The 18702-nt window shown below is 72.2% G+C and carries 14 protein-coding genes; 9 read left to right on the forward strand and 5 right to left on the reverse strand.

Annotated features, from left to right (window positions below; all coding sequences use genetic code 11):
- The first annotated feature begins 18 nt into the window (after positions 1-18).
- The 4 genes from DR046_RS01390 to DR046_RS01405 all read left to right on the forward strand — a co-directional run bounded on the left by DR046_RS01390 (position 19) and on the right by DR046_RS01405 (position 5294).
- On the forward strand, positions 19-2214 hold the full coding sequence (locus DR046_RS01390) for a primosomal protein N' (RefSeq protein ID WP_370815459.1): 2196 nt from the start codon (positions 19-21) through the stop codon (positions 2212-2214).
- A 199-nt stretch (positions 2215-2413) separates the two neighbouring features.
- Positions 2414-3496, forward strand: coding sequence for a histidinol-phosphate transaminase (gene hisC / locus DR046_RS01395; protein ID WP_115379195.1), 1083 nt, complete (start codon positions 2414-2416; stop codon positions 3494-3496).
- Positions 3493-4455, forward strand: coding sequence for a prephenate/arogenate dehydrogenase family protein (locus tag DR046_RS01400; protein ID WP_115379716.1), 963 nt, complete (start codon positions 3493-3495; stop codon positions 4453-4455). The genes hisC and DR046_RS01400 overlap by 4 nt, the downstream gene beginning before the upstream one ends.
- Positions 4452-5294 carry an extensin-like domain-containing protein gene (locus DR046_RS01405; protein WP_245190752.1) on the forward strand — a complete coding sequence of 281 codons (843 nt, stop codon included), beginning with the start codon at positions 4452-4454 and terminating at the stop codon, positions 5292-5294. Before DR046_RS01400 ends, DR046_RS01405 begins: the two co-directional genes overlap by 4 nt.
- Before the next feature lie 141 nt (positions 5295-5435).
- Here DR046_RS01405 and DR046_RS01410 read toward each other — a convergent pair whose 3' ends face one another.
- The 3 genes from DR046_RS01410 to DR046_RS01420 all read right to left on the reverse strand — a co-directional run bounded on the left by DR046_RS01410 (position 5436) and on the right by DR046_RS01420 (position 9832).
- A complete protein-coding gene (locus tag DR046_RS01410; protein ID WP_115379197.1) occupies positions 5436-7976 on the reverse strand; it encodes a peptidoglycan -binding protein in 2541 nt (846 codons plus the stop codon).
- A gap of 1 nt (position 7977) precedes the next feature.
- On the reverse strand, positions 7978-9192 hold the full coding sequence (locus tag DR046_RS01415) for a biopolymer transporter ExbB (protein ID WP_115379199.1): 1215 nt from the start codon (positions 9190-9192) through the stop codon (positions 7978-7980).
- Between the two features lie 97 nt (positions 9193-9289).
- Positions 9290-9832, reverse strand: a complete 543-nt coding sequence (locus DR046_RS01420; protein WP_115379201.1) for a gamma-glutamylcyclotransferase — start codon at positions 9830-9832, stop codon at positions 9290-9292.
- A gap of 68 nt (positions 9833-9900) precedes the next feature.
- Between DR046_RS01420 and DR046_RS01425 the strand changes: the two genes are divergently transcribed.
- Positions 9901-10851: a DUF2125 domain-containing protein gene (locus DR046_RS01425; RefSeq protein WP_115379203.1), complete on the forward strand. Its 951-nt coding sequence runs from the start codon at positions 9901-9903 to the stop codon at positions 10849-10851.
- Here DR046_RS01425 and DR046_RS01430 read toward each other — a convergent pair.
- Positions 10839-11294, reverse strand: a complete 456-nt coding sequence (locus DR046_RS01430; RefSeq protein ID WP_115379205.1) for a hypothetical protein — start codon at positions 11292-11294, stop codon at positions 10839-10841. The genes DR046_RS01425 and DR046_RS01430 overlap by 13 nt on opposite strands.
- Before the next feature lie 157 nt (positions 11295-11451).
- Entirely contained in the window at positions 11452-13953 is a 2502-nt protein-coding gene (locus tag DR046_RS01435; RefSeq protein ID WP_115379207.1) for a GcvT family protein, read from the reverse strand.
- Positions 13954-14094: 141 nt separating this feature from the next.
- Here DR046_RS01435 and pobA point away from each other — a divergent pair, with 141 nt between their 5' ends.
- Genes pobA through DR046_RS01455 form a run of 4 tightly spaced genes read left to right on the forward strand, consistent with a single transcriptional unit; the run spans position 14095 to position 18641 of the window.
- A complete protein-coding gene (gene pobA / locus DR046_RS01440) occupies positions 14095-15258 on the forward strand; it encodes a 4-hydroxybenzoate 3-monooxygenase (RefSeq protein ID WP_115379209.1) in 1164 nt (387 codons plus the stop codon).
- 35 nt (positions 15259-15293) lie between these two features.
- Positions 15294-16046 carry a 3-oxoadipate enol-lactonase gene (gene pcaD / locus DR046_RS01445; RefSeq protein ID WP_115379720.1) on the forward strand — a complete coding sequence of 251 codons (753 nt, stop codon included), beginning with the start codon at positions 15294-15296 and terminating at the stop codon, positions 16044-16046.
- Positions 16043-17353 carry a lyase family protein gene (locus tag DR046_RS01450; protein WP_115379211.1) on the forward strand — a complete coding sequence of 437 codons (1311 nt, stop codon included), beginning with the start codon at positions 16043-16045 and terminating at the stop codon, positions 17351-17353. The genes pcaD and DR046_RS01450 overlap by 4 nt, the downstream gene beginning before the upstream one ends.
- Before the next feature lie 49 nt (positions 17354-17402).
- A complete protein-coding gene (locus DR046_RS01455) occupies positions 17403-18641 on the forward strand; it encodes a TCR/Tet family MFS transporter (protein ID WP_115379213.1) in 1239 nt (412 codons plus the stop codon).
- Positions 18642-18702: the final 61 nt, after the last annotated feature.

Here is an 18702-nt window from a genome sequence, read left to right on the forward strand (position 1 = left end):
CGCCGACGGAACGCCGATATGGGACGGATGGCCCATTATCCCGCAGGCGCTCCCGTCGCCGTCCTGACCACGCAGCCGCTGGACCGCGCGCTGGATTACCGCGCGCCCGAGGGCGGCGTGGCGGAGGGGGATTTCGTGCGCGTGCCGCTGGGCCCCCGCACCGTGCTGGGCGTGGTCTGGGGCCCGGCCGAGGGCGGCTGGCCGATCGAGAAGCTGCGGCCGATCCAGGCCGTGCTGGACGTGCCGCCGATGGCCCCGGCCTTTCGCGACTTCCTGGAGCGGGCGGGCGCCTACACGCTGACTCCCATGGTCGCGATGCTGCGGCTGGCCATGCGCGCGCCGGGGCTGGGCGAGCCGCCGGGCAAGCGCAAGGTCTATGCGCTGGGGACCGGAGAGGCCGACCGGCGGACCGAGGCGCGCGACAAGGTGCTGGCCGTGCTGCGCGACCGCCCGACGGACGTGTTCGGCGCGACCGAGCTGGCCGAGGCGGCGGGCGTCTCGGCGGGGGTGGTCAAGGGGCTGGTCGCCTCGGGCGCTGTGCTGGAACAGGCGCAGGCGCGCGATGCCGACTTCCCGCCGCTCGACCCGTCGCGGCCGGGCAAGGCATTGGCCCCCGACCAGGCGGAGGCGGCCGGGATCTTGCGCGACGCGGTCCACAAGGGCGGATACGGTACGACGCTGCTGAAGGGCGTGACGGGATCGGGCAAGACCGAGGTCTATCTGGAGGCCGTCGCCGAATGCCTCGCCCGGGGGCGGCAGGCGCTGGTGCTGCTGCCCGAGATCGCGCTGACGGCCGAGTTCCTGACCCGGGTCGAGGCGCGCTTCGGCGCGCGCCCGGCCGAGTGGCATTCCGGCGTCACCCAGGCCGAGCGGCGGCGGACCTGGCGCAAGGCTGCCGAGGGGCAGGCGCGGCTGGTCGTCGGCGCGCGGTCGTCGCTCTACCTGCCCTTCCGCGACCTCGGCCTCATCGTCGTCGACGAGGAGCACGACACTTCCTACAAGCAGGAGGACGGGGTGCTCTATTCCGCGCGCGACATGGCGGTGCTGCGCGCCTCCTGCGAGGGGGCGCAGGTGGTGCTGGCCTCAGCCACGCCGTCGCTCGAAAGCTGGGCCAATGCGGAATCGGGGAAATACGCGCGGCTCGACCTCGTCTCGCGCTTCGGCGAAGCGCGGATGCCTGCGCTGCGGGCCATCGACATGCGCGGCGAGGAGGTTCCCGGCGGGCGCTGGATCTCGCCCACGCTGAAGGCCGCGATGGAGCAGCGGCTGATCGACGGCGAACAGTCGCTGATCTTCCTCAACCGCCGGGGCTATGCGCCGGTGACGCTGTGCCGGGCCTGCGGGCAACAGGTCGGCTGTCACCAATGCGACGCGCGCATGGTCGAGCACCGGTTCCAGAAGCGGCTGATGTGCCACCAGTGCGGCGAGACGGCGCCGATCCCCGAGGCCTGCCCCTCCTGCGGGGTCGAGGGCAAGATGGCCGCCGCCGGGCCGGGGGTGGAGCGGATGGGCGAGGAGGTCGCCGCGCTCTTCCCCGAGGCGCGCATGGCGATCCTGTCCTCGGACCTCTTCGGCTCCGCCCGCGCGCTGAAGGCCCGGGTGGAGGAGATCGCCGCCGGCGGGGCCGACATCGTCGTGGGCACGCAGCTGGTGGCGAAGGGCCACAACTTCCCGAAGCTGACGCTGGTCGGCGTGATCGACGCGGATCTGGGGCTTCAGGGCTCGGACCTGAGGGCGGCGGAACGGACGTTCCAGCTGATGCGGCAGGTCTCGGGCCGCGCGGGGCGGGCGGACCGGCCGGGGGTCGCGCTGCTGCAGACCTACCAGCCGGAGCATCCGGTGATCCGCGCGATCCTGTCGGGCGACGAGGAAGGCTTCTGGGCCGAGGAGGCGGCGCAGCGCCGCGCCGCGGGCGTGCCGCCCTACGGGCGGATGGCGGGGATCGTGATTTCCGACCCCGACCAGCGGACCGCCTTCGGCCTGGGCGAGGCGCTGGCGCGCCGGGCCGAGGTGATGGAGAGCGCGGGCGCCGAGGTCTACGGCCCCGCCCCCGCCCCGATCGCGCGCATCCGCGGCCGCCACCGCGTCCGGCTGCTGGTCAAGGCGCCGCGCCAGTCGCCCATCCAGGCGGCGCTGGCGCGCTGGGTGGCGTCGGTGGAGGTGCCACGGTCGTCGCGGCTGAGCATCGACATCGACCCGCAGAGCTTCCTCTGAGGGCGGGCCGGGGGGCCAGCCCCCCGGACCCCCCGGAGTATTTCCGGCCACAGGAAGGAGGGACCGGGCGGCTGTCCGCGCGGGTTCTCCGGGACCTGGACCCTGGCCTTTCCGCCGGGGCGGCGGCCGGGGCATCGCGCGCCATTGGCCTCGGCCACACCTGCCGCTATTGAGGCGCCGTCAGAGACCGGAGACAGACATGCAGGCCGCGCCGCAGCCCCAGCCGGGGATCATGGACATCGCGCTCTACCAGGGCGGCGCCTCGAAGGTGGCGGGGCATGACGATGTGCTCAAGCTGTCGTCCAACGAGAACCCCCACGGCGCCCCCGCCTCGGCCCGCGCGGCCGCGCGGCAGGCGGCGGAGGCGATGCATCTCTATCCCCCGACCGACCATGCGGAGCTGCGCGCCGCCATCGCCGAGGTCCACGGGCTCGACCCCGAGCGGGTGATCTGCGGGGTCGGATCGGACGAGATCATCCACTGGCTCTGCCAGGCCTATGCGGGCCCGGGCGACGAGGTCCTGCATACCGAGCACGGCTTCCTGATGTACCCGATCAGCGCCCGCGCCGCCGGCGCGACCCCCGTGCGCGTCCCCGAGCGGGAGCGGCGCGTGGACGTCGACGCGCTGCTGGCGGGGGTGACCGGGGCCACGCGGCTGGTCTTCATCGCCAATCCGGCCAACCCGACCGGCACGCTGCTTTCGGCGGCGGAGGTGACGCGGCTGGCCGACGGGCTGCCGGACGGGTGCCTGCTGGTTCTCGACGGAGCCTATGCCGAGTTCGCGGGGGATTTCGACGGCGGGCTGGGGCTGGGCGGGGAGCGGGGGAACGTCTTCGCCACGCGGACCTTCTCGAAGCTCTACGGGCTGGGCGGGATGCGGGTCGGCTGGGGCTACGGCCCGCGCGCCGTGGTCGAGGTGCTGAACCGCATCCGGGGGCCGTTCAACCTGTCGAACGTGGCGCTGGCCGCGGCCGAGGCGGCGGTGCGCGACCGCGCCTTCGCCGCCTTCTGCGTCGCCGACAACGCCGAGCAGCGCGACCGTCTGCGCGGGTCGCTGGCGCAGCTCGGCCTGCCCTCCGACCCGTCGGAGGCGAACTTCGTGCTGGCCCGCTTCGCGGGTCCCGAGGAAGCCGTGGCCTGCGACACCTATCTGAAGTCCCGGGGCATCATCGTGCGCCATCCCGCCAATTACGGCTTCCCCGACTGCCTGCGGATCAGCGTGCCCGACGCGGCGGGCAACGACCGGCTGCTGGCGGCGCTGGCGGATTGGCGCGCGGCATGAGCGGGGCGGGACCGATCTACGACCGTGTGGCCCTGATCGGGCTTGGTCTGATCGCGGGCTCCATGGGGCTGGCGATGAAGCGCGCGGGGCTCGCGACGGAGATCGTCGGCCATGCCCGCACCGCGCAGACGCGGGAGACCGCGCTCCGGCGCGGGCTCTGCGACCGGGTCTGCGAGACGGCGGCCGAGGCGGTGCGGGACGCGGACCTCGTCGTGCTCTGCGTGCCGGTCGGCGCGATGGGCGAGATCGCGGCCGAGATCGGCCCCGCGCTGGCGCAGGGCGCAACGATCACCGATGTCGGCTCGGTCAAGCAGGCGGTGATCGACGCGGTCGCGCCGCACCTGCCCGCCCATGTCGACTTCGTGCCGGGCCACCCGCTGGCGGGCACGGAACATTCCGGCCCGGAAGCGGGCTTCGCCGAACTGTTCCGCAACCGCTGGACCCTGCTGACCCCGGCCGAGGGGGCGTCGGCGGAGGCGATCGACCGGCTGACGCGGCTCTGGCAGGGGATGGGCGCCTTTGTCGAGACGATGGAGGTGGACCGCCACGACCTCGTCCTGGCCGTCACCTCGCATGTGCCGCACCTGATCGCCTACACGATGGTCGGCGTGGCCGACGACCTGCGGCGCGTGACCGACAGCGAGGTCATCAAGTATTCCGCCGCGGGCTTCCGCGACTTCACCCGGATCGCCGCCTCGGACCCGACCATGTGGCGCGACGTCTTCCTGACCAATACCGACGCGACGCTGGAGATCCTGGGCCGCTTCACCGAGGAGCTGTTCGCGCTGCAGCGCGCGATCCGGACCGGCGACGGGGCGATGCTGCATGAGTACTTCACCCATACGCGGGCGATTCGACGCGGGATCATCGAGGCCGGTCAGGACACCGACGCGCCCGATTTCGGGCGCGGCGCGGCGGCGACGGACCGGCCCCCGGCGCGGCGGGGGGTCTCGTCGTGAGGTGGCTGCTGGGGCTGGCGCTGATGGCGGGGGCCGCCGAGGCGAATCCCCGACCGGTGCCGCGCCCGGAACCCGCGATCGAGGTGCTGAGCCGGGTCGGCGCGATCTCGGTGCCCGCGCAGGCGGCCGTGGCCGCCTCGCCGCGGCCCGTCGGGCGACTGACCGAGGACGTGCGGCAACGGCGCGCGATGATGCGCGCGCTGCGCGTGCCCCGGCCGGTGATCGACACCGCCGGGCTGGTCGAGCGATCGGCCCGGCCCAGCCTGCGCGACGCGACGCTAATTCCCGCCGCTGCCTCCCGCCCCCGCCAGGGCGCATCGGGCGGCGGCATCTGCGGGCGCCCCTCGATCCGGGGCGAGGCGATCCCGCCGGTGTCGGGACCCGGCCAGTGCGGCATTCCGCAGGCGGTGCAGGTCCGCTCCGTCTCGGGGGTGCAGCTGAGCCTTGCGGCGCGGATGGACTGCGCGACGGCCGCGGCGCTCGACGACTGGGTGCGGGGCGGCCTGCTGCCGGTGATGCGCGAGCGCGGCGGCGGCGCGGTGGGCCTGCGGGTCGCGGCGGGCTATGCCTGCCGGGGGCGCAACAACCAGGCCGGCGGGCGGGTCAGCGAGCATGGCAAAGGCCGCGCGATCGACATCAGCGGAATCCTTCTGGCCAACGGCTCCGAGGTGACGGTGCTGACCGGCTGGAACTCCTCGGACGGGGCGCTGTTGCGGGAGCTCTGGCGCCGGGCCTGCGGGCCGTTCGGCACGGTGCTCGGGCCGGATTCGGACCGCTTCCACGCGGACCACTTCCACTTCGACACGGCCCGGTATCGCAGCGGGTCCTACTGCCGTTAGGGGAAGCCCTCCGCCGCACCCAAGCTTGAACTGCGGGTTCTTCAGGCAGGAAACCCGACGACGCCGGCCCCGGCAGGCGGGTCTGGCCAGTCAGGGAAGCCGAATGCTGCGCGACCTCCGCCGATGGGCCGGCGGCGGCACTCAGCGTTCCGTCAGCTTCAGCTCGATCCGCCGGTTGCGGGCGCGGGCCTCCGGGGTCGGGCTCGGATCGACGGGGCGGAACTCGCCGAAGCCGGTCGCGGCCAGCCGCTCGGGCGGGATGCCGTGCTCCTCGATGAGGTACTGGACGACCGACAGGGCGCGGCCCTGGCTCAGCTCCCAGTTGTTGGAATATTTGCCGGAACCCGCCAGCGGAATATCGTCGGTATGGCCGTCGACGCGCAGGATCCAGTCCAGCTCCTCGGGGATCTGGTCGGCGATGTCGAGGATGACCTCGGCCACCTCGGCGATCTGCGCGCGGCCCTCGGGCTGAAGCTCCACCTCGCCGCGCGGGAACAGGACCTCGGAGGAGAAGACGAAGCGGTCGCCCTCGATCTCGACGCCCTCGCGGTCGCCCAGCACGCGGCGGAGCTGGCCGAAGAACTCGGATCGGAAGGCCTCCAGCTCCCGCGCCTCGGCCTCGAGCCGGGCGCGCTCGGCGGCTTCCAGCTCGGCGCGAGCGCGCTGTTCGGTGGCGACACGGGCAAGGGCCGCGTTCAGGTCCTGGGTCAGGGTCTCGATCCGGACCTCCTGCTCGCTGTCGGCATCGGAGGAGGCGTCGAGCACGGCCTGAAGGCTGGAGAGCTGGCTGCGAAGCTGGATGACCTGCTGGTTCAGCAGCGCGGCCTCGCGCAGGGCCTCGGCGCGCTCCTCGTCGACCTCGGCCAGCTCGGTCTGCGCCTGCGACAGCAGCGCCTCGCGCTGCTGCGCCTGGGTGAGCGCCTCGGCGGCGCGGCTCTCGGCGGTGAGCTGGCGGGCGAGCGCGGCAGAAAGCTGCTCCTGCACCTCCTCGGAGGTGAGAGTGGCCTCCTCGCGCGCGGCGAGCGCGGCGTTCAGGCGCGACTGCAGTTCGGCCCGGACCGATTCGGCGTCGGCGATATCCGTCTCGCGCGCGGCGAGCGCGGCCTCGAGCTGCTGGATGCGGCTTTCGAGCCGGGCCCGGGTCGTCTGGGCCTCCTCGCGGGCCTGCTCCAGCGCGGCGAGCGTGTCGGCGAGCCGCTCGTCCAGCTCTGCCGCGCGGTCGCGCGAGCCGTCGAGATCGCCGAGCGCGGCGCTCAGCCGCGACTGCAGCTCGGCGCGGACGGCCTCCGCGTCCGCGACCTCGGCGCCGCGGGCGGCGAGCGTCGCTTCCAGTTCGGCGATGCGGGCGCGCAGCTGGCTGGTGGTCGACTGCGCCTCGCCCCGCGCTTCGTCCAGGGCGGCCAGCGCGGTCGAGAGCTGCGCGTCAAGATCCTCGACCCGCCCCTCGGCGGTCTGGAGGCTGGCCAGCGCGGCGTCGAGCCTGGTCTGGAGCTCGGCCTGCACGGCCTCGGCATCGGCCACGGCGCCGTCGCGGGCGGCGAGCGTCGCCTCCAGCTCCTGCACGCGCGCGGCGAGGCGGTCGCGGGTCGCCTCGACCTCGGCCTGGCTCTCGGAGAGGGCGGCGAGCGTGGCGGCCAGCTGCTCGTCCAGATCGTCCGCACGTCCCTGCGCGCCCTGCAGCTCGGTCAGCGTGGCGGCGAGGCGGGCGTTCAGGTCCTCCTCGGCTTCCTGCGTGGCGGCGAGGAGCGTCAGCGTCTCCTCCGCCTCGCGCCGCTGCTGCTCCAGCGCCAGTGTCATGGCGGTCAGCTCGGCGTCGGCATTCTCCAGCCGCGCGCGCAGGGCTTCGGCGGCGGCGGCCTCGGCGAGGCGGGCCCGCTCCTCCTCCGACAGGGCGGCCTCGGTCTCCGACAGGCGGGCGCGCAGCGCCTCGGCGGCGGCGGCTTCGGCCAGGCGGGCGGATTCCTCTTCGGAGAGCGCGCCGCGCACATCCTCGAGCGTCCCGCTCAGCGCGGCGACATCCGCCTGCGAATCGTCCAGCGCGGCGAGGGTCTGCGCCAGCGACGCCTCGCGGGTCTGGGCCTCGGCCTCCAGCTCGGCGACCAGCGCCTCGACGGCTTCGGCGCGGGCGGCGGCGAGGCGGGCCTGCTCGGCGGTGGCGTCGATCTCGTCGCGCGCGGAGGCGAGCGCGAGTTGCAGCGCCTCGCGCTCGTCGATGATGCGGGTCAGCTCGCCCTGCGTCGTCTCCAGCTGGCCGGCGAGCGCGCGGCGCTCCCCTTCCGCCTCCTCCAGCGCGCCGGTCAGGCGTGCCTGCTCCGACAGCAGCCCCGCGACGCGGTCCTCGAAGCTCGCCACCTGGCCTTCGAGCGCGTCGCGCTCGGCGCTCAGCGTGGCGATCAGGGTGGCCTGGCGGTCGCGCTCGGCCCGCGTCTCGTCGAGGTTGGTCTCCAGCCCGATGGCACGCTGCTGCTCCAGCCCCAGCGCACGGGCCAGCCCGTCGAGCTCCTCGCCCAGCGCGATCAGCTCGTTGTCCTGCGAAGTGATCCGTTCGGTCAGGATGAACTGGACGATCATGAAGATCGACAGCACGAACATCAGCACCAGCAGCAGCGCCGTCATCGCGTCGACGAAGCCCGGCCAGACATTGGCGGTGAAGCGCTGTCCCGAACGGCGGGCGAGGGCCATGCTAGGCGTCCCCGTCGGTGCCGTAATGGCCGCCCTGCTGGCCGACCAGACGGTTCATCTGGCGGATCGCGCGGGTCAGCGCGCCGAGGTCGCCGCGCAGGTCGTCGGTCGCGGCCTGCCGGCCCTGCTGCATCTCCTCGAAGACCTTCAGAAGCTGCACGTCGATCGACCGCAGCCGCGCGCGGCTTTCGGCGTCCATCGCCTCGCCTCCGATGGAGTTGGCCGAGGTCAGCGCCTCGACCACGCGGTCCTGGCCGTCCGCCAGCCGCTGCAACGCCACGTCGATGTTCCCGCCCGCCCCGCTCTCGATGCGGTGGGCCATGGTGGTGATCGCCTCGGAGAGGGTGGACATCTTGCTGTCTGCGGCGAGGCGCCCGGCCTCGGCCTTCTGGAACATGTCCTGAAGGCTTTCCATCTGGTAGTTCATGTGGTCGAGAACTGCGGCCAGCGAGTACTGGTCGATCGTCTCCTCGTCGTTGTCGCCAACGAGACCGACGCGGGTGATCGACGACAGCCAGTCCTCCAGCTCGCGGTAGAAGCGGTTCTGGCCGTGGCCCGCGAACAGCTCCAGAAGGCCCACGACCAGCGATCCGGCAAGGCCCAGCAGCGACGAGGCGAAGGCCGTGCCCATGCCCTGAAGCTGCTCCTCCAGACCGTCGATCAGCCGGGCGAAGACGGCGACGCTGCCCTCGTCGCCCGCGGGGTTCAGGTTGCGGATCGTGTCGACGACCGAAGGAACCGTGATGGCGAGGCCCCAGAACGTCCCCAGCAGGCCGAGGAAGATCAGCGTGTTGACGAGGTAGCGGGTGATGTCCCTCGCCTCTTCCATCCGCGCGCCGACCGAATCGAGGATGGAGCGCGAGGACGAGGACGAGATCTGGCTGCGCGCGGACCGCGCCCGGAGCATCGCGGCGAGCGGCGCCAGAAGGCCGGGCGGCCGGGTGATGTCGTGACCCGGGCGTTGCTCGGCGAAGCCCTCGATCCAGCTGACCGACGAGAACAGCTGGAACACCTGCGCGAAGCAGGCGATCACGCCGAGGACGAAGACCGCGATGATCGTGCCGTTCAGCCACGGGTTCGAGGTGAAGATCGGGGCGATCTGCGGATAGGCGAGCCACGTCCCCGCGCCGACCGCGCTCAGCACCGCCAGCATGTAGACGATCTGCCGGACCGGCTGGGAGAACTGCGTCTCCTGGACGAATTGTGCGCGTGCCATCGCTCTGCCCTGCCGCCCCGTTGGTCGGGGTCCTTTAGAAAACACGGGCGACGCTAGAGATGCCCCTTTTCAGCGACAAGCGAAGGCGTCTTTCCGCTTATCCGTCCGCCCGCATCTGTTGCACGCGAGATACCAACCAGTCGATGTCCGGGTCGCCGATTCCGAGCGCGTGGAGCTTCTCGGCGGTCTTCGTCAGATACTCGTGGTTGGGCCCGCGCCCGCCCGCGGCATGGGCGATGATCTTGGCCTGCCGCTCCAGCGGAAGGGCGCCGGTATATTGCCGGTGCGCGGTGTCGACGACATAGGCGATGGCGGCTATCTCACTGCCGTCCTTGCACAAAAGCGTGACGTCCTCCTCCCGATAGGCGCTCGAGATCAGCTCGCGGGCGCGCAGGGAGGCCAGCGCCCTTTCGGGCTCCTCGGCCCTGATGGCGAGGCCGGTGCAGGCCTCTCCCTCGAACGGCTCCAGCGCCAGGACGAGGCCCGGCTCGGCCTCCGATCCGCGGTGATGGATGGACCACATGCAGAACCGGCGCCGGAAGCCCGCGAGCGTCGCCAGCCGTGTTTCCGCCACCTCGATGCCCGGATCGAAGATGAGCGACCCGTAGCCGAAGACCCAGAGCTCGTCCGGTGCGTCCATGTCGCTCTCCTTTTCCCCCGGCGCCGTCGCAGATAGACGGGCCGGAGGCAGGGCGAAAGGGCGATCCGATGATACGCATCCTCACGATTCTGGTGCTGGTCGCGGCGCTGGGCTGGTCCGGCTACTGGATCGCCGGGCGGATGTCGGTGATGCGCGGGATCGAGGCGGGCGTCGCCGAGGCGCGGGCCGAAGGCTGGGAGATCGCCTGGGACGACCTGTCGGTCGCGGGCTTCCCCAACCGCTTCGACACCGGGCTCAGGGGCCTTGTCGCGCGCGGCCCCGGGGGCTGGGGCGTCGAGGTGCCGCGGCTGGAGGTGATGGCGCTGAGCTATCGCCCGAACGAGGTCATCGTCGTGCCGGGCACGCCGCTGTCGCTGCTGACCCCGGCTGGACCGGTCGCGGTCGAGGCCGGGGACCTGCGCGCCTTCGCGGCCTTCGACGGCTCCGGCCCGCCGCAGCCGGTCCGGGTCGAGGTCGAGGCGACCGCCCTGGCGGCGCAGGGCGCGGGGATCGCGGCGCGCATCTCGCGCGGCGTGGTCGCAATGCGCGAGGCGGAGGCCGACCTGTCCCATGACGCAGCGCTGTCGCTGTCGGACCTTGCGGTCGAGGGGATCGACGCACCGCTGCCCGCCGTCTTCGACGCGGCGGAGATCGACGGCACCGTGACGCTGGACCGACCGCTCTCGGACCAGCCGAACGTCACCGCCCTGACCCTGCGTCGCGCGGAACTGGCCTGGGGAGAGACGCGGGTGAACCTGACCGGCGCGCTTGCGGTCGGTCCCAGCGGCCTGCCCGAGGGCGAGCTGCTGCTGGAGCTGGAGGGCTGGCGCGCGCTGCTGCCGCTCCTGACCGGGCTGGGCCTGGCGGAGGGTCAGGCGCGCCTGCTCTCGGCGGGGATCGAGGGGCTGGAGCAGGACGGCCGCGCCGAGATCCCGCTGACGCTGTCCGGCGGCATGCTGCGCTTCGGGGTGATCCCTCTCGCCCCCCTGCCCCGCCTGCCCGCGCCCTACAGCCCGTAAGGCAGCACCAGGAGGGCGCGGCGCGGCCCGGCGCAGCGCTCGCCCGGGTCGCGCCAGCCCACGGCCGCCTCCGCCGCGATGACCCGCGCGATGCAGGCGGCGAGCGCCTCCGGCAGCGGCGCGCCCCGGTCCAGCGCCTCGATCCCGTCCAGTCCGGACATCTCGAAGACCAGCCGCTCGCCCCCGCCGGGCCCCAGCACCCGCAGCACCGTCACCCCCGGTCCGCAGCGTCCCCGGCAGAGCCGCGCCAGATCGGCCAGGTGCCGCAGGCTGGCCTCGCGCCGCAGCAGCACCGCATCGGCCGAGGCGTCCGGAGGCAGGTCCAGCGCCGCCGCCACGACCGGCGCGCCGTCGCCCAGGACCGACACGCCCGGCGGTCCGTCCCGTGGCCAGAGGAACCAGAGACCGAGACCCGCCAGGAGAAGAAGAACGCCGATCCGCATGCGGACGCAATCTAGCGCCCGCCGCGACCGGGGCCGCCCGTTTACCGAAAATCAAGGTTAACGCGCCCCTTCCCTCCTTCGATGCTCCAAAAATATGCCGGGGGGAGCCGAAGGCGGGGGGCAGAGCCCCCCTCCCCGGCCGGGCCCGGGGCCAGTCCTATCCGTCGACGCGCAGCCGTTCCTGCCGGGGGTCGTGCGGGCTGTCCTCCACGATCTCGGCATCCCACAGCGCGCGCTGCATCCGGACCTTCAGCCGCGTCCCCGGCTCGGCCAGGTCGGGCCGGACATAGCCCATCCCGATCGACTTGCCGAAGACGACCGAATAGCCGCCCGAGGTCAGGCGCCCGACCCGGCTGCCGTCCGGCGCATAGAGCGCCTCGCGCCCCCAGGGATCGGCGTCCCCGGGGCCGTCCACCAGCAGCGTCACGCAGCGGGAGCGGATGCCGATCTCCTGCATCGCCGCCTTGCCGAGGAAATCCTTCGACAGGTCGACGAAGCGGTCGAGCCCCGCCTCCAGCGGGGTCGCGTCGCGGCCGAGCTCAGTCCCGAAGGCGCGATAGGACTTTTCCTGCCGGAGCCAGTTCTGCGCCCGCGCGCCGACCAGCCTAAGCCCGTGGGCCTCGCCCGCCTCCATCAGCCGGTCGAAAAGGTAGTTTTGCATCTCCATCGGGTGGTGCAGCTCCCACCCAAGCTCGCCGGTATAGGCGACGCGGATGGCGTTGACCGGGCACATCAGCAGCTCGATGTCGCGCTGCGACAGCCAGGGGAAGCGCCTGTTGGACAGCGCCGTCGCGGGCTCCGCGTCGCGGATCAGCTCCGACAGGATGGCGCGGCTGTTCGGGCCAGCCAGCGCGAAGACGCCCGTGCGGCCGGTCACGTTCTGGCGGTCGATGCGGCCGAAGCGGGCCTCGGTGTCGGCGATGGCCTTGTAGAGGTAGTCCTCGTCATAGGCCTCCCACGCGCCGGCGGAGATGAGGTAGAAATCGTCCTCGGCCAACCGGACGATGGTGTATTCGGTCCGCGTGGTCCCGACTTCGGTCAGGGCGTAGGTCAGGTTGATGCGTCCCACCTTGGGCAGCCTGTTGGTCGTGAACCAGTCGAGGAAACCCGCCGCCCCCGGCCCCGAGATGCGGTGCTTGGCGAAGGCGGTCGCGTCGATCAGGCCCGCGGTCTCGCGCACGGCGCGCGCCTCGTCGGCCGCGTGCTGCCACCACTTCCCCCGCCGGAAGCTGCGCGAGGTCAGGTCGAAATCCGCCTCCGCCCCCGGCACGAAGTAGTTCGGCCGCTCCCACCCGTTGACGCAGCCGAACTGCGCGCCCGCCGCCTTCATCCGGTCGTAGCAGGGCGCAGTCTTCAGCGGCCGGGCGGCGGGCCGCTCCTCGTCGGGGTGGTGGAGGATGAAGACGTGGTCATAGGCCTCCTCGTTCTTGCGGCAGGCGTATTCGGTCGTCACCCAGGACCCGAAGCGCTTGGGGTCGAGTGACGCCATGTCGATCTCGGCCTCGCCCTCGACCATCATCTGCGCGAGATAATGGCCGGTGCCGCCCGCAGCGGTGATCCCGAAGCTGAACCCCTCGGCCAGCCACATGTTGCGCAGGCCGGGCGCGGGGCCGACCAGCGGGTTGCCGTCGGGCGTGTAGCAGATCGGGCCGTTGAAGTCGTCCTTGAGGCCGGCGTTCTCCGACGAGGGGATGCGGTGGATGAAGGACATGTATTCCGCCTCGATCCGCTCCAGGTCGAGGGGGAAGAGGTCCGCGCGGAAGCTGTCGGGCACGCCATACGGGAAGCGGGCGGGGGCATTCTGCTCGTAAGGTCCCAGGATCCAGCCGCCGCGCTCCTCGCGAACGTACCATTTGGCGTCGGCGTCCCGCAGCACGGGGTGCTGCGGGTTGCCCGCCGCGCGCCATTCGACCAGCGCGGGGTCCGGCTCGGTCACGATATACTGGTGCTCGACCACGATGGCCGGGGTCTTGATCCCCAGCAGGCGGGCGGTGCGGGGCGCGTGGTTGCCGGTCGCGGTCACGACGTGCTCGGCATGGATCACGGCGGTCTCTTCGGTGGGCACGAGGTTGCCGCCCCGCTCCGCCATCTTCGTGACCGTCACCTTCCAGTGATCGGCCGCCCATTCGTAGCCGTCGACCTGCCACTTACGCTCGATGGTGACGCCGCGCTGGCGGGCGCCCTTGGCCATGGCCATCGTGACGTCGGCGGGATTGATGTAGCCGTCGGTCGGGTGGAGGATCGCGCCCTTCAGGTCCTCGGTCCGGACCAGCGGATACCGCTCCCTTATCTGGGCGGGCGTCAGCCATTCATGGGGAATGCCCACCGTCTCGGCCGTCGCGGCATAGAGCGCGTACTCGTCCATCCGGTCGTCGGTCTGCGCCATGCGCAAATTGCCCACCACCGAGAAGCCGGGGTTGAGGCCCGTCTCCGCCTCCAGCGTCTTGTAGAACTCGACCGAGTAGGCGTGGATGTGGCTGGTGGCGTAGCCCATGTTGAACAGCGGCAGCAGCCCCGCGGCGTGCCAGGTCGAGCCGGAGGTCAGCTCGTCCCGCTCCAGCAGCATGACGTCCGCCCAGCCCGCCTTGGCGAGGTGATAGGCGATGCCCGTTCCGACGGCGCCCCCGCCGACGACGAGGGCTTTGACATGGGTCTTCATTGCGCGGTCTCCGGTCCGATCAGGGGCCTTTCTGACGCAAGCGGCCCGGCGCGGTCAGCCCGGGGCGACAAGACAGGAGCCGGATGCGACGCGCCCTTGCCGCGCCTTCCCCCGCGCGTCATCTGTATCGCAGGAGGATCCATGCGCGTTCAAGTCTGCATCATCGGCGGGGGGCCATCCGGCCTGCTCCTGTCCCACATCCTGCACCGGGCGGGGATCGAGACCATCGTGCTGGAACGCCAGACCCGCGACTACGTGCTGAGCCGCATCCGCGCCGGCGTGCTGGAGCAGGGCACCGTCGAGACGCTGCGCGAGCACGGGCTGGGCGACCGCATGGACCGCGAGGGCTTTCCCCATGGCGGCACCTATGTCGCCGCGCGCAACCGCGGCTTCCGCGTCGGGTTCGAGGCGCTGACCGGCAAGCGCGTGATGGTCTACGGCCAGACCGAGGTGACGTCGGACCTCTACGCCGCGCGGGACGCGGCAGGCGGCGCGGTCGTGCACGAGGCCGAGCATGTCGCGATCCACGACGCGGGCGGGACGCCCCACGTCACCTACCGCAAGGACGGGGCCGAGCATCGCGTCGATTGCGACTGGATCGCCGGCTGCGACGGGTTCCACGGGATCAGCCGCAAGACCATCCCGAAGGACGTGCTGCGCACCGTGGAGCGGGTCTATCCCTTCGGCTGGCTGGGCGTGCTGAGCCGCACGAAGCCCGCCGACGACGAGCTGATCTACGCCAATCATGCGCGCGGCTTCGCGCTGGCCTCGATGCGCAACGAGCGGCTCAGCCGCTACTACATCCAGGCGCCGGTGGACGACCCGCTCGACAAGTGGACCGACGAAGCCTTCTGGGACGAGTTGCGCCGCCGCCTGCCGTCCGACGTGGCCGAGGCGCTGGAGACGGGGCCGTCGATCGAGAAGTCGATCGCGCCGCTGCGGTCCTTCGTGGCCGAGCCGATGCGCTGGAACCGCCTGTTCCTCGTCGGCGACGCGGCGCATATCGTCCCGCCCACCGGCGCCAAGGGGCTGAACCTCGCCGTCTCGGACGCGCGCTACCTGTCCGAGGCGCTGATCGCGCATTACGGGGGCGACGACGCGGGCATCGACGGCTATTCCGACCGGGCGCTGGCCCGGGTCTGGAAGGCCACGCGCTTCTCGTGGTGGTTCACGACGCTGATGCACCGCTTCCCCGAGGACGGCACCTTCGGCGCCCGGATGAAGGAAGCGGAGATCGACTATCTGGAAGGGTCGGAAGCCGCGCAGACGGTCATGGCCGAAAACTACGTGGGGTTGCCATTTTGACCGATGTCATCGCGCGCGACGGAACGCGCCTCAATATGGAGGCGACGGGGCCCCAAGACGGTCCCGCCCTCGTCTTCGCCAACTCGCTGGCGACTGACCTGCGCCTTTGGGACGCGGTGCTGCCGCATCTGCCGCCGGGGCTGCGGATCGTGCGCTGGGACAAGCGCGGCCACGGCCGGTCCGACGTGCCCGAGCCACCCTACCACATGGGGATGCTCGTCTCGGATGCCGAGGCGGTGATGGAGGCGGCGGGTGTTCGCGACGCCGTGTTCTGCGGCCTGTCGGTCGGGGGCATGATCGCGCAAGGTGTGGCAGTGAAGCGCCCCGACCTCGTGGCCGCGATGGTGATCTCGAACACCGCCGCCAAGATCGGCACGCCGGAATTGTGGGACATGCGGATCGAGACCGTCCTTTCGCAGGGCATGGAGCCATTGGCCGACGGCGTGATGGAGCGCTGGTTCGGACGCGACTTCCTCGACGGGCCGGACCTCGCGCTCTGGCGCCAGCGCTTCTGCGAGACGCCGCCGAAGGGCTATGCCGGCTGCTCGGCGGCGATCAAGGGCACCGATTTCTACACGCCCACCAGCGGATTGCGCCTGCCGACGCTGGCCATCGCCGGGTCCGAGGACGGGGCGACGCCGCCCGACCTCGTGCGCGAGACGGCAGACCTGATCCCCGGATCGGAGTTCGCGCTGATCCGGCGCGCGGGCCATCTGCCCTGCGTCGAGGCGCCCGGGGAATACGCCCGCCTGCTGACCGGCTTCCTGACCCGGCTCGGCCGCGCATGACGATCTCGGCCTTCGACAGCGCGATCACTCGCGACCTCTTCGCCGACCGCGAGGTGGCGCAGCTCTTCTCGGACACGGCGGTTCTCCGCGCGATCATGATCTTCTGGGGCGCCGTGGCGAAGGCCCAGGGCGATCTGGGCGTCATCCCCGAGACCGCCGCCGCCTTCCTGCACCGCGCCACGATGGAGCTTCAGGTCGACCCCTCCGCGCTGGCCGAGCGGACGGCGCAGAACGGCATCATGATCCCCGGCCTCGTCGCCGAGACGCGCAAGGCCGCGCAGGCGCCCGAGCATGCGCAATACCTGCATTGGGGGCTGACCAGCCACGACGCGCTCGACACCGGGCTGGCGCTAAGGCTGCGGCAGGTGCTGGCGCTGATCGAAACGCGGCTCGACGCGGTTCTAAGCGGTCTCGCCGACCTGGCCGAGGCCCATGCCGAGACGCCGATGGCCGCACGCACCTGGGGCCAGATCGCCACGCCGACCAGCTTCGGCGCGACGGTGGCGGTCTGGGGCTCGGGCCTGCTTGCCGTGCGGGAGGAGCTGGACGCCATCCGCGACGCCTGCCTGATCGTGACGCTGCACGGCGCCTCCGGCACGCTGTCGGCGATGGGGCCGGAGGGACCCGCGGTGCGCGCCGCCGTGGCGAAGGCGCTCGGGCTGCGGGACCCCGGCGGCCCGCCGCATGCAGAGCGGTCGGGCGTGCTGGCGCTGGCCGCCTGGGCGAACCGGCTGGCGCAGGCCTGCGCCAAGCCCGCCGCCGACCTGCTGCTGCTGACGCGCGACGGATCAGTCGCGCTGGGCGGCGGCGGGGTGTCGTCGACGATGCCGCAGAAGGCGAACCCGGTGGCGCCCTCGGCGATCTGCGCGCTGGCGGCTCATGCGAACGGGCTTGCCGCGGCGATCCACGCCCAGCCCACGCGCGACGCCCGCGACGCCGCGGCCTGGCTGACGGAATGGCTGTCGCTGCCGCCCCTGCTGGCGGGCGCGGCGCGGGCCGTCTCGCTGCTGGGCGGGATCGAGATCCGGCCCGACGCGGCCAGCCTCCGCGCGGCACTGGAGGACCCGACGGGACTGATCCATGCCGAGGCCCTGTCCTTCGCGCTGGCCCGCGAGATGCCCCGCCCCGAGGCGCAGGCTCGCATCAAGGACTGGGTCGCGGAACTGCGCGCCGAGGGCGGGTCGCTGCTGGAGAAGGCGGGTGCCGATCCCGCCGACTACGCGCCCGAACGGCATTGGGGCGAGGCCCCGGAGCAGGCTCGCGCCTTCGCCGCGCGGGTGCGGGGGAACGGGGAGGACACACTCTGAGCCCAGGCGCCCTCTGGTCAGGCGCAGTCGGAAGCGGTACCGGAGAGCGATGACCGATCCCGCCGCAGAGGCGCCGCGGGACACGCGGCTGCCGATCCTCTTCATCATGCTGACCGTCATGGTCGAGGCCATGGGCATTGGCCTCATCCTGCCGGTCATGCCCGCCCTTCTGGAGGAGGTGCGGGGCGTCGGGCTGAGCGAGGCCGCGATCTGGGGCGGGGTGCTCGCCTCGGCCTATGCGCTGATGCAGTTCCTGTTCTCGCCGACGCTGGGCAACGTCTCGGACCGGTTCGGGCGGCGCCCCGTGCTGCTGCTGTCGCTGGCGGTGATCTTCGTCGATTACATCGTCATGGCGCTGGCGCAGAGCATCTGGCTGCTGCTCGCGGGCCGGATCGTTGCGGGAATTGCGGCGGCAACGATGTCGGTGGCGCTGGCCTTCATGGCCGACATCTCGCCGCCCGAGAAGAAGGCGCAGAATTTCGGGCTGGTCTCTGCCGGCTTCGGGCTGGGCTTCGTGCTCGGCCCCGCCATCGGCGGGCTGCTGGCGGAACTCGGACCCCGCGCGCCCTTCTGGGCGGCGTCGATCCTCGCGGGGGCGAACCTCGTCTTCGGCTTGATCGTCCTGCCCGAGACCCTGCGCCGCCGCCGCGCCTTCGACTGGCGCCGCGCCAACCCGCTGGGCGGGCTGATCGCGATCCGGGCGCTGCCGGGGCTGGGCGCGCTGCTGCTGGTCTGGTTCTTCTATCAGGTCGCCAACTACGTCTATCCGGCGATCTGGGCCTATTTCACGCAATCGGCCTTCGGCTGGGACGAGCGGATGGTCGGCAGCTCGCTGGCCGTCTACGGCGTCTCGATGGTGGTCGTACAGGGCGGGCTGATCCGGGTGATCGTGCCGCGGCTGGGCGAGCGGCGGGTGCTGGCATGGTTCCTGCCCTACAACGCGCTGATCCTCGCCTGCGTGGCCTTCGTCCCCTACGGATGGCTGATGCTGGCGCTGACGCCCTTCTCGGCGCTGGGCGCGGTGGTGGCGCCCGCGATCCAGGGCCTGACGAGCCGCATCGCCGACGACGACCAGCAGGGCGAGCTTCAGGGCGTGCTGGCCTCGATCACCGCGGTCGCGGCAATCGTCTCGCCGCTGGCGATGACGCGGGTCTTCGGCCTCGCGACCGAGGGAGAGGCGCATTTCCCCGGCGCGCCGTTCCTTCTGGCCTGCGCACTGATGGCGGTGAGCTGGGCGCTGTTCCGGCGGGGCGCGCCGCAGCGGGTGGCGGCGCCCTTGGAGACGTAGGAGGGGGGCTCTGCCCCCCGGCTTCGCCTCCCCCCGGAGTATTTAGGGCCACAGGAAGGCG

It is taken from the genome of Jannaschia formosa, assembly GCF_003340555.1.
Lineage (GTDB): Bacteria > Pseudomonadota > Alphaproteobacteria > Rhodobacterales > Rhodobacteraceae > Jannaschia > Jannaschia formosa.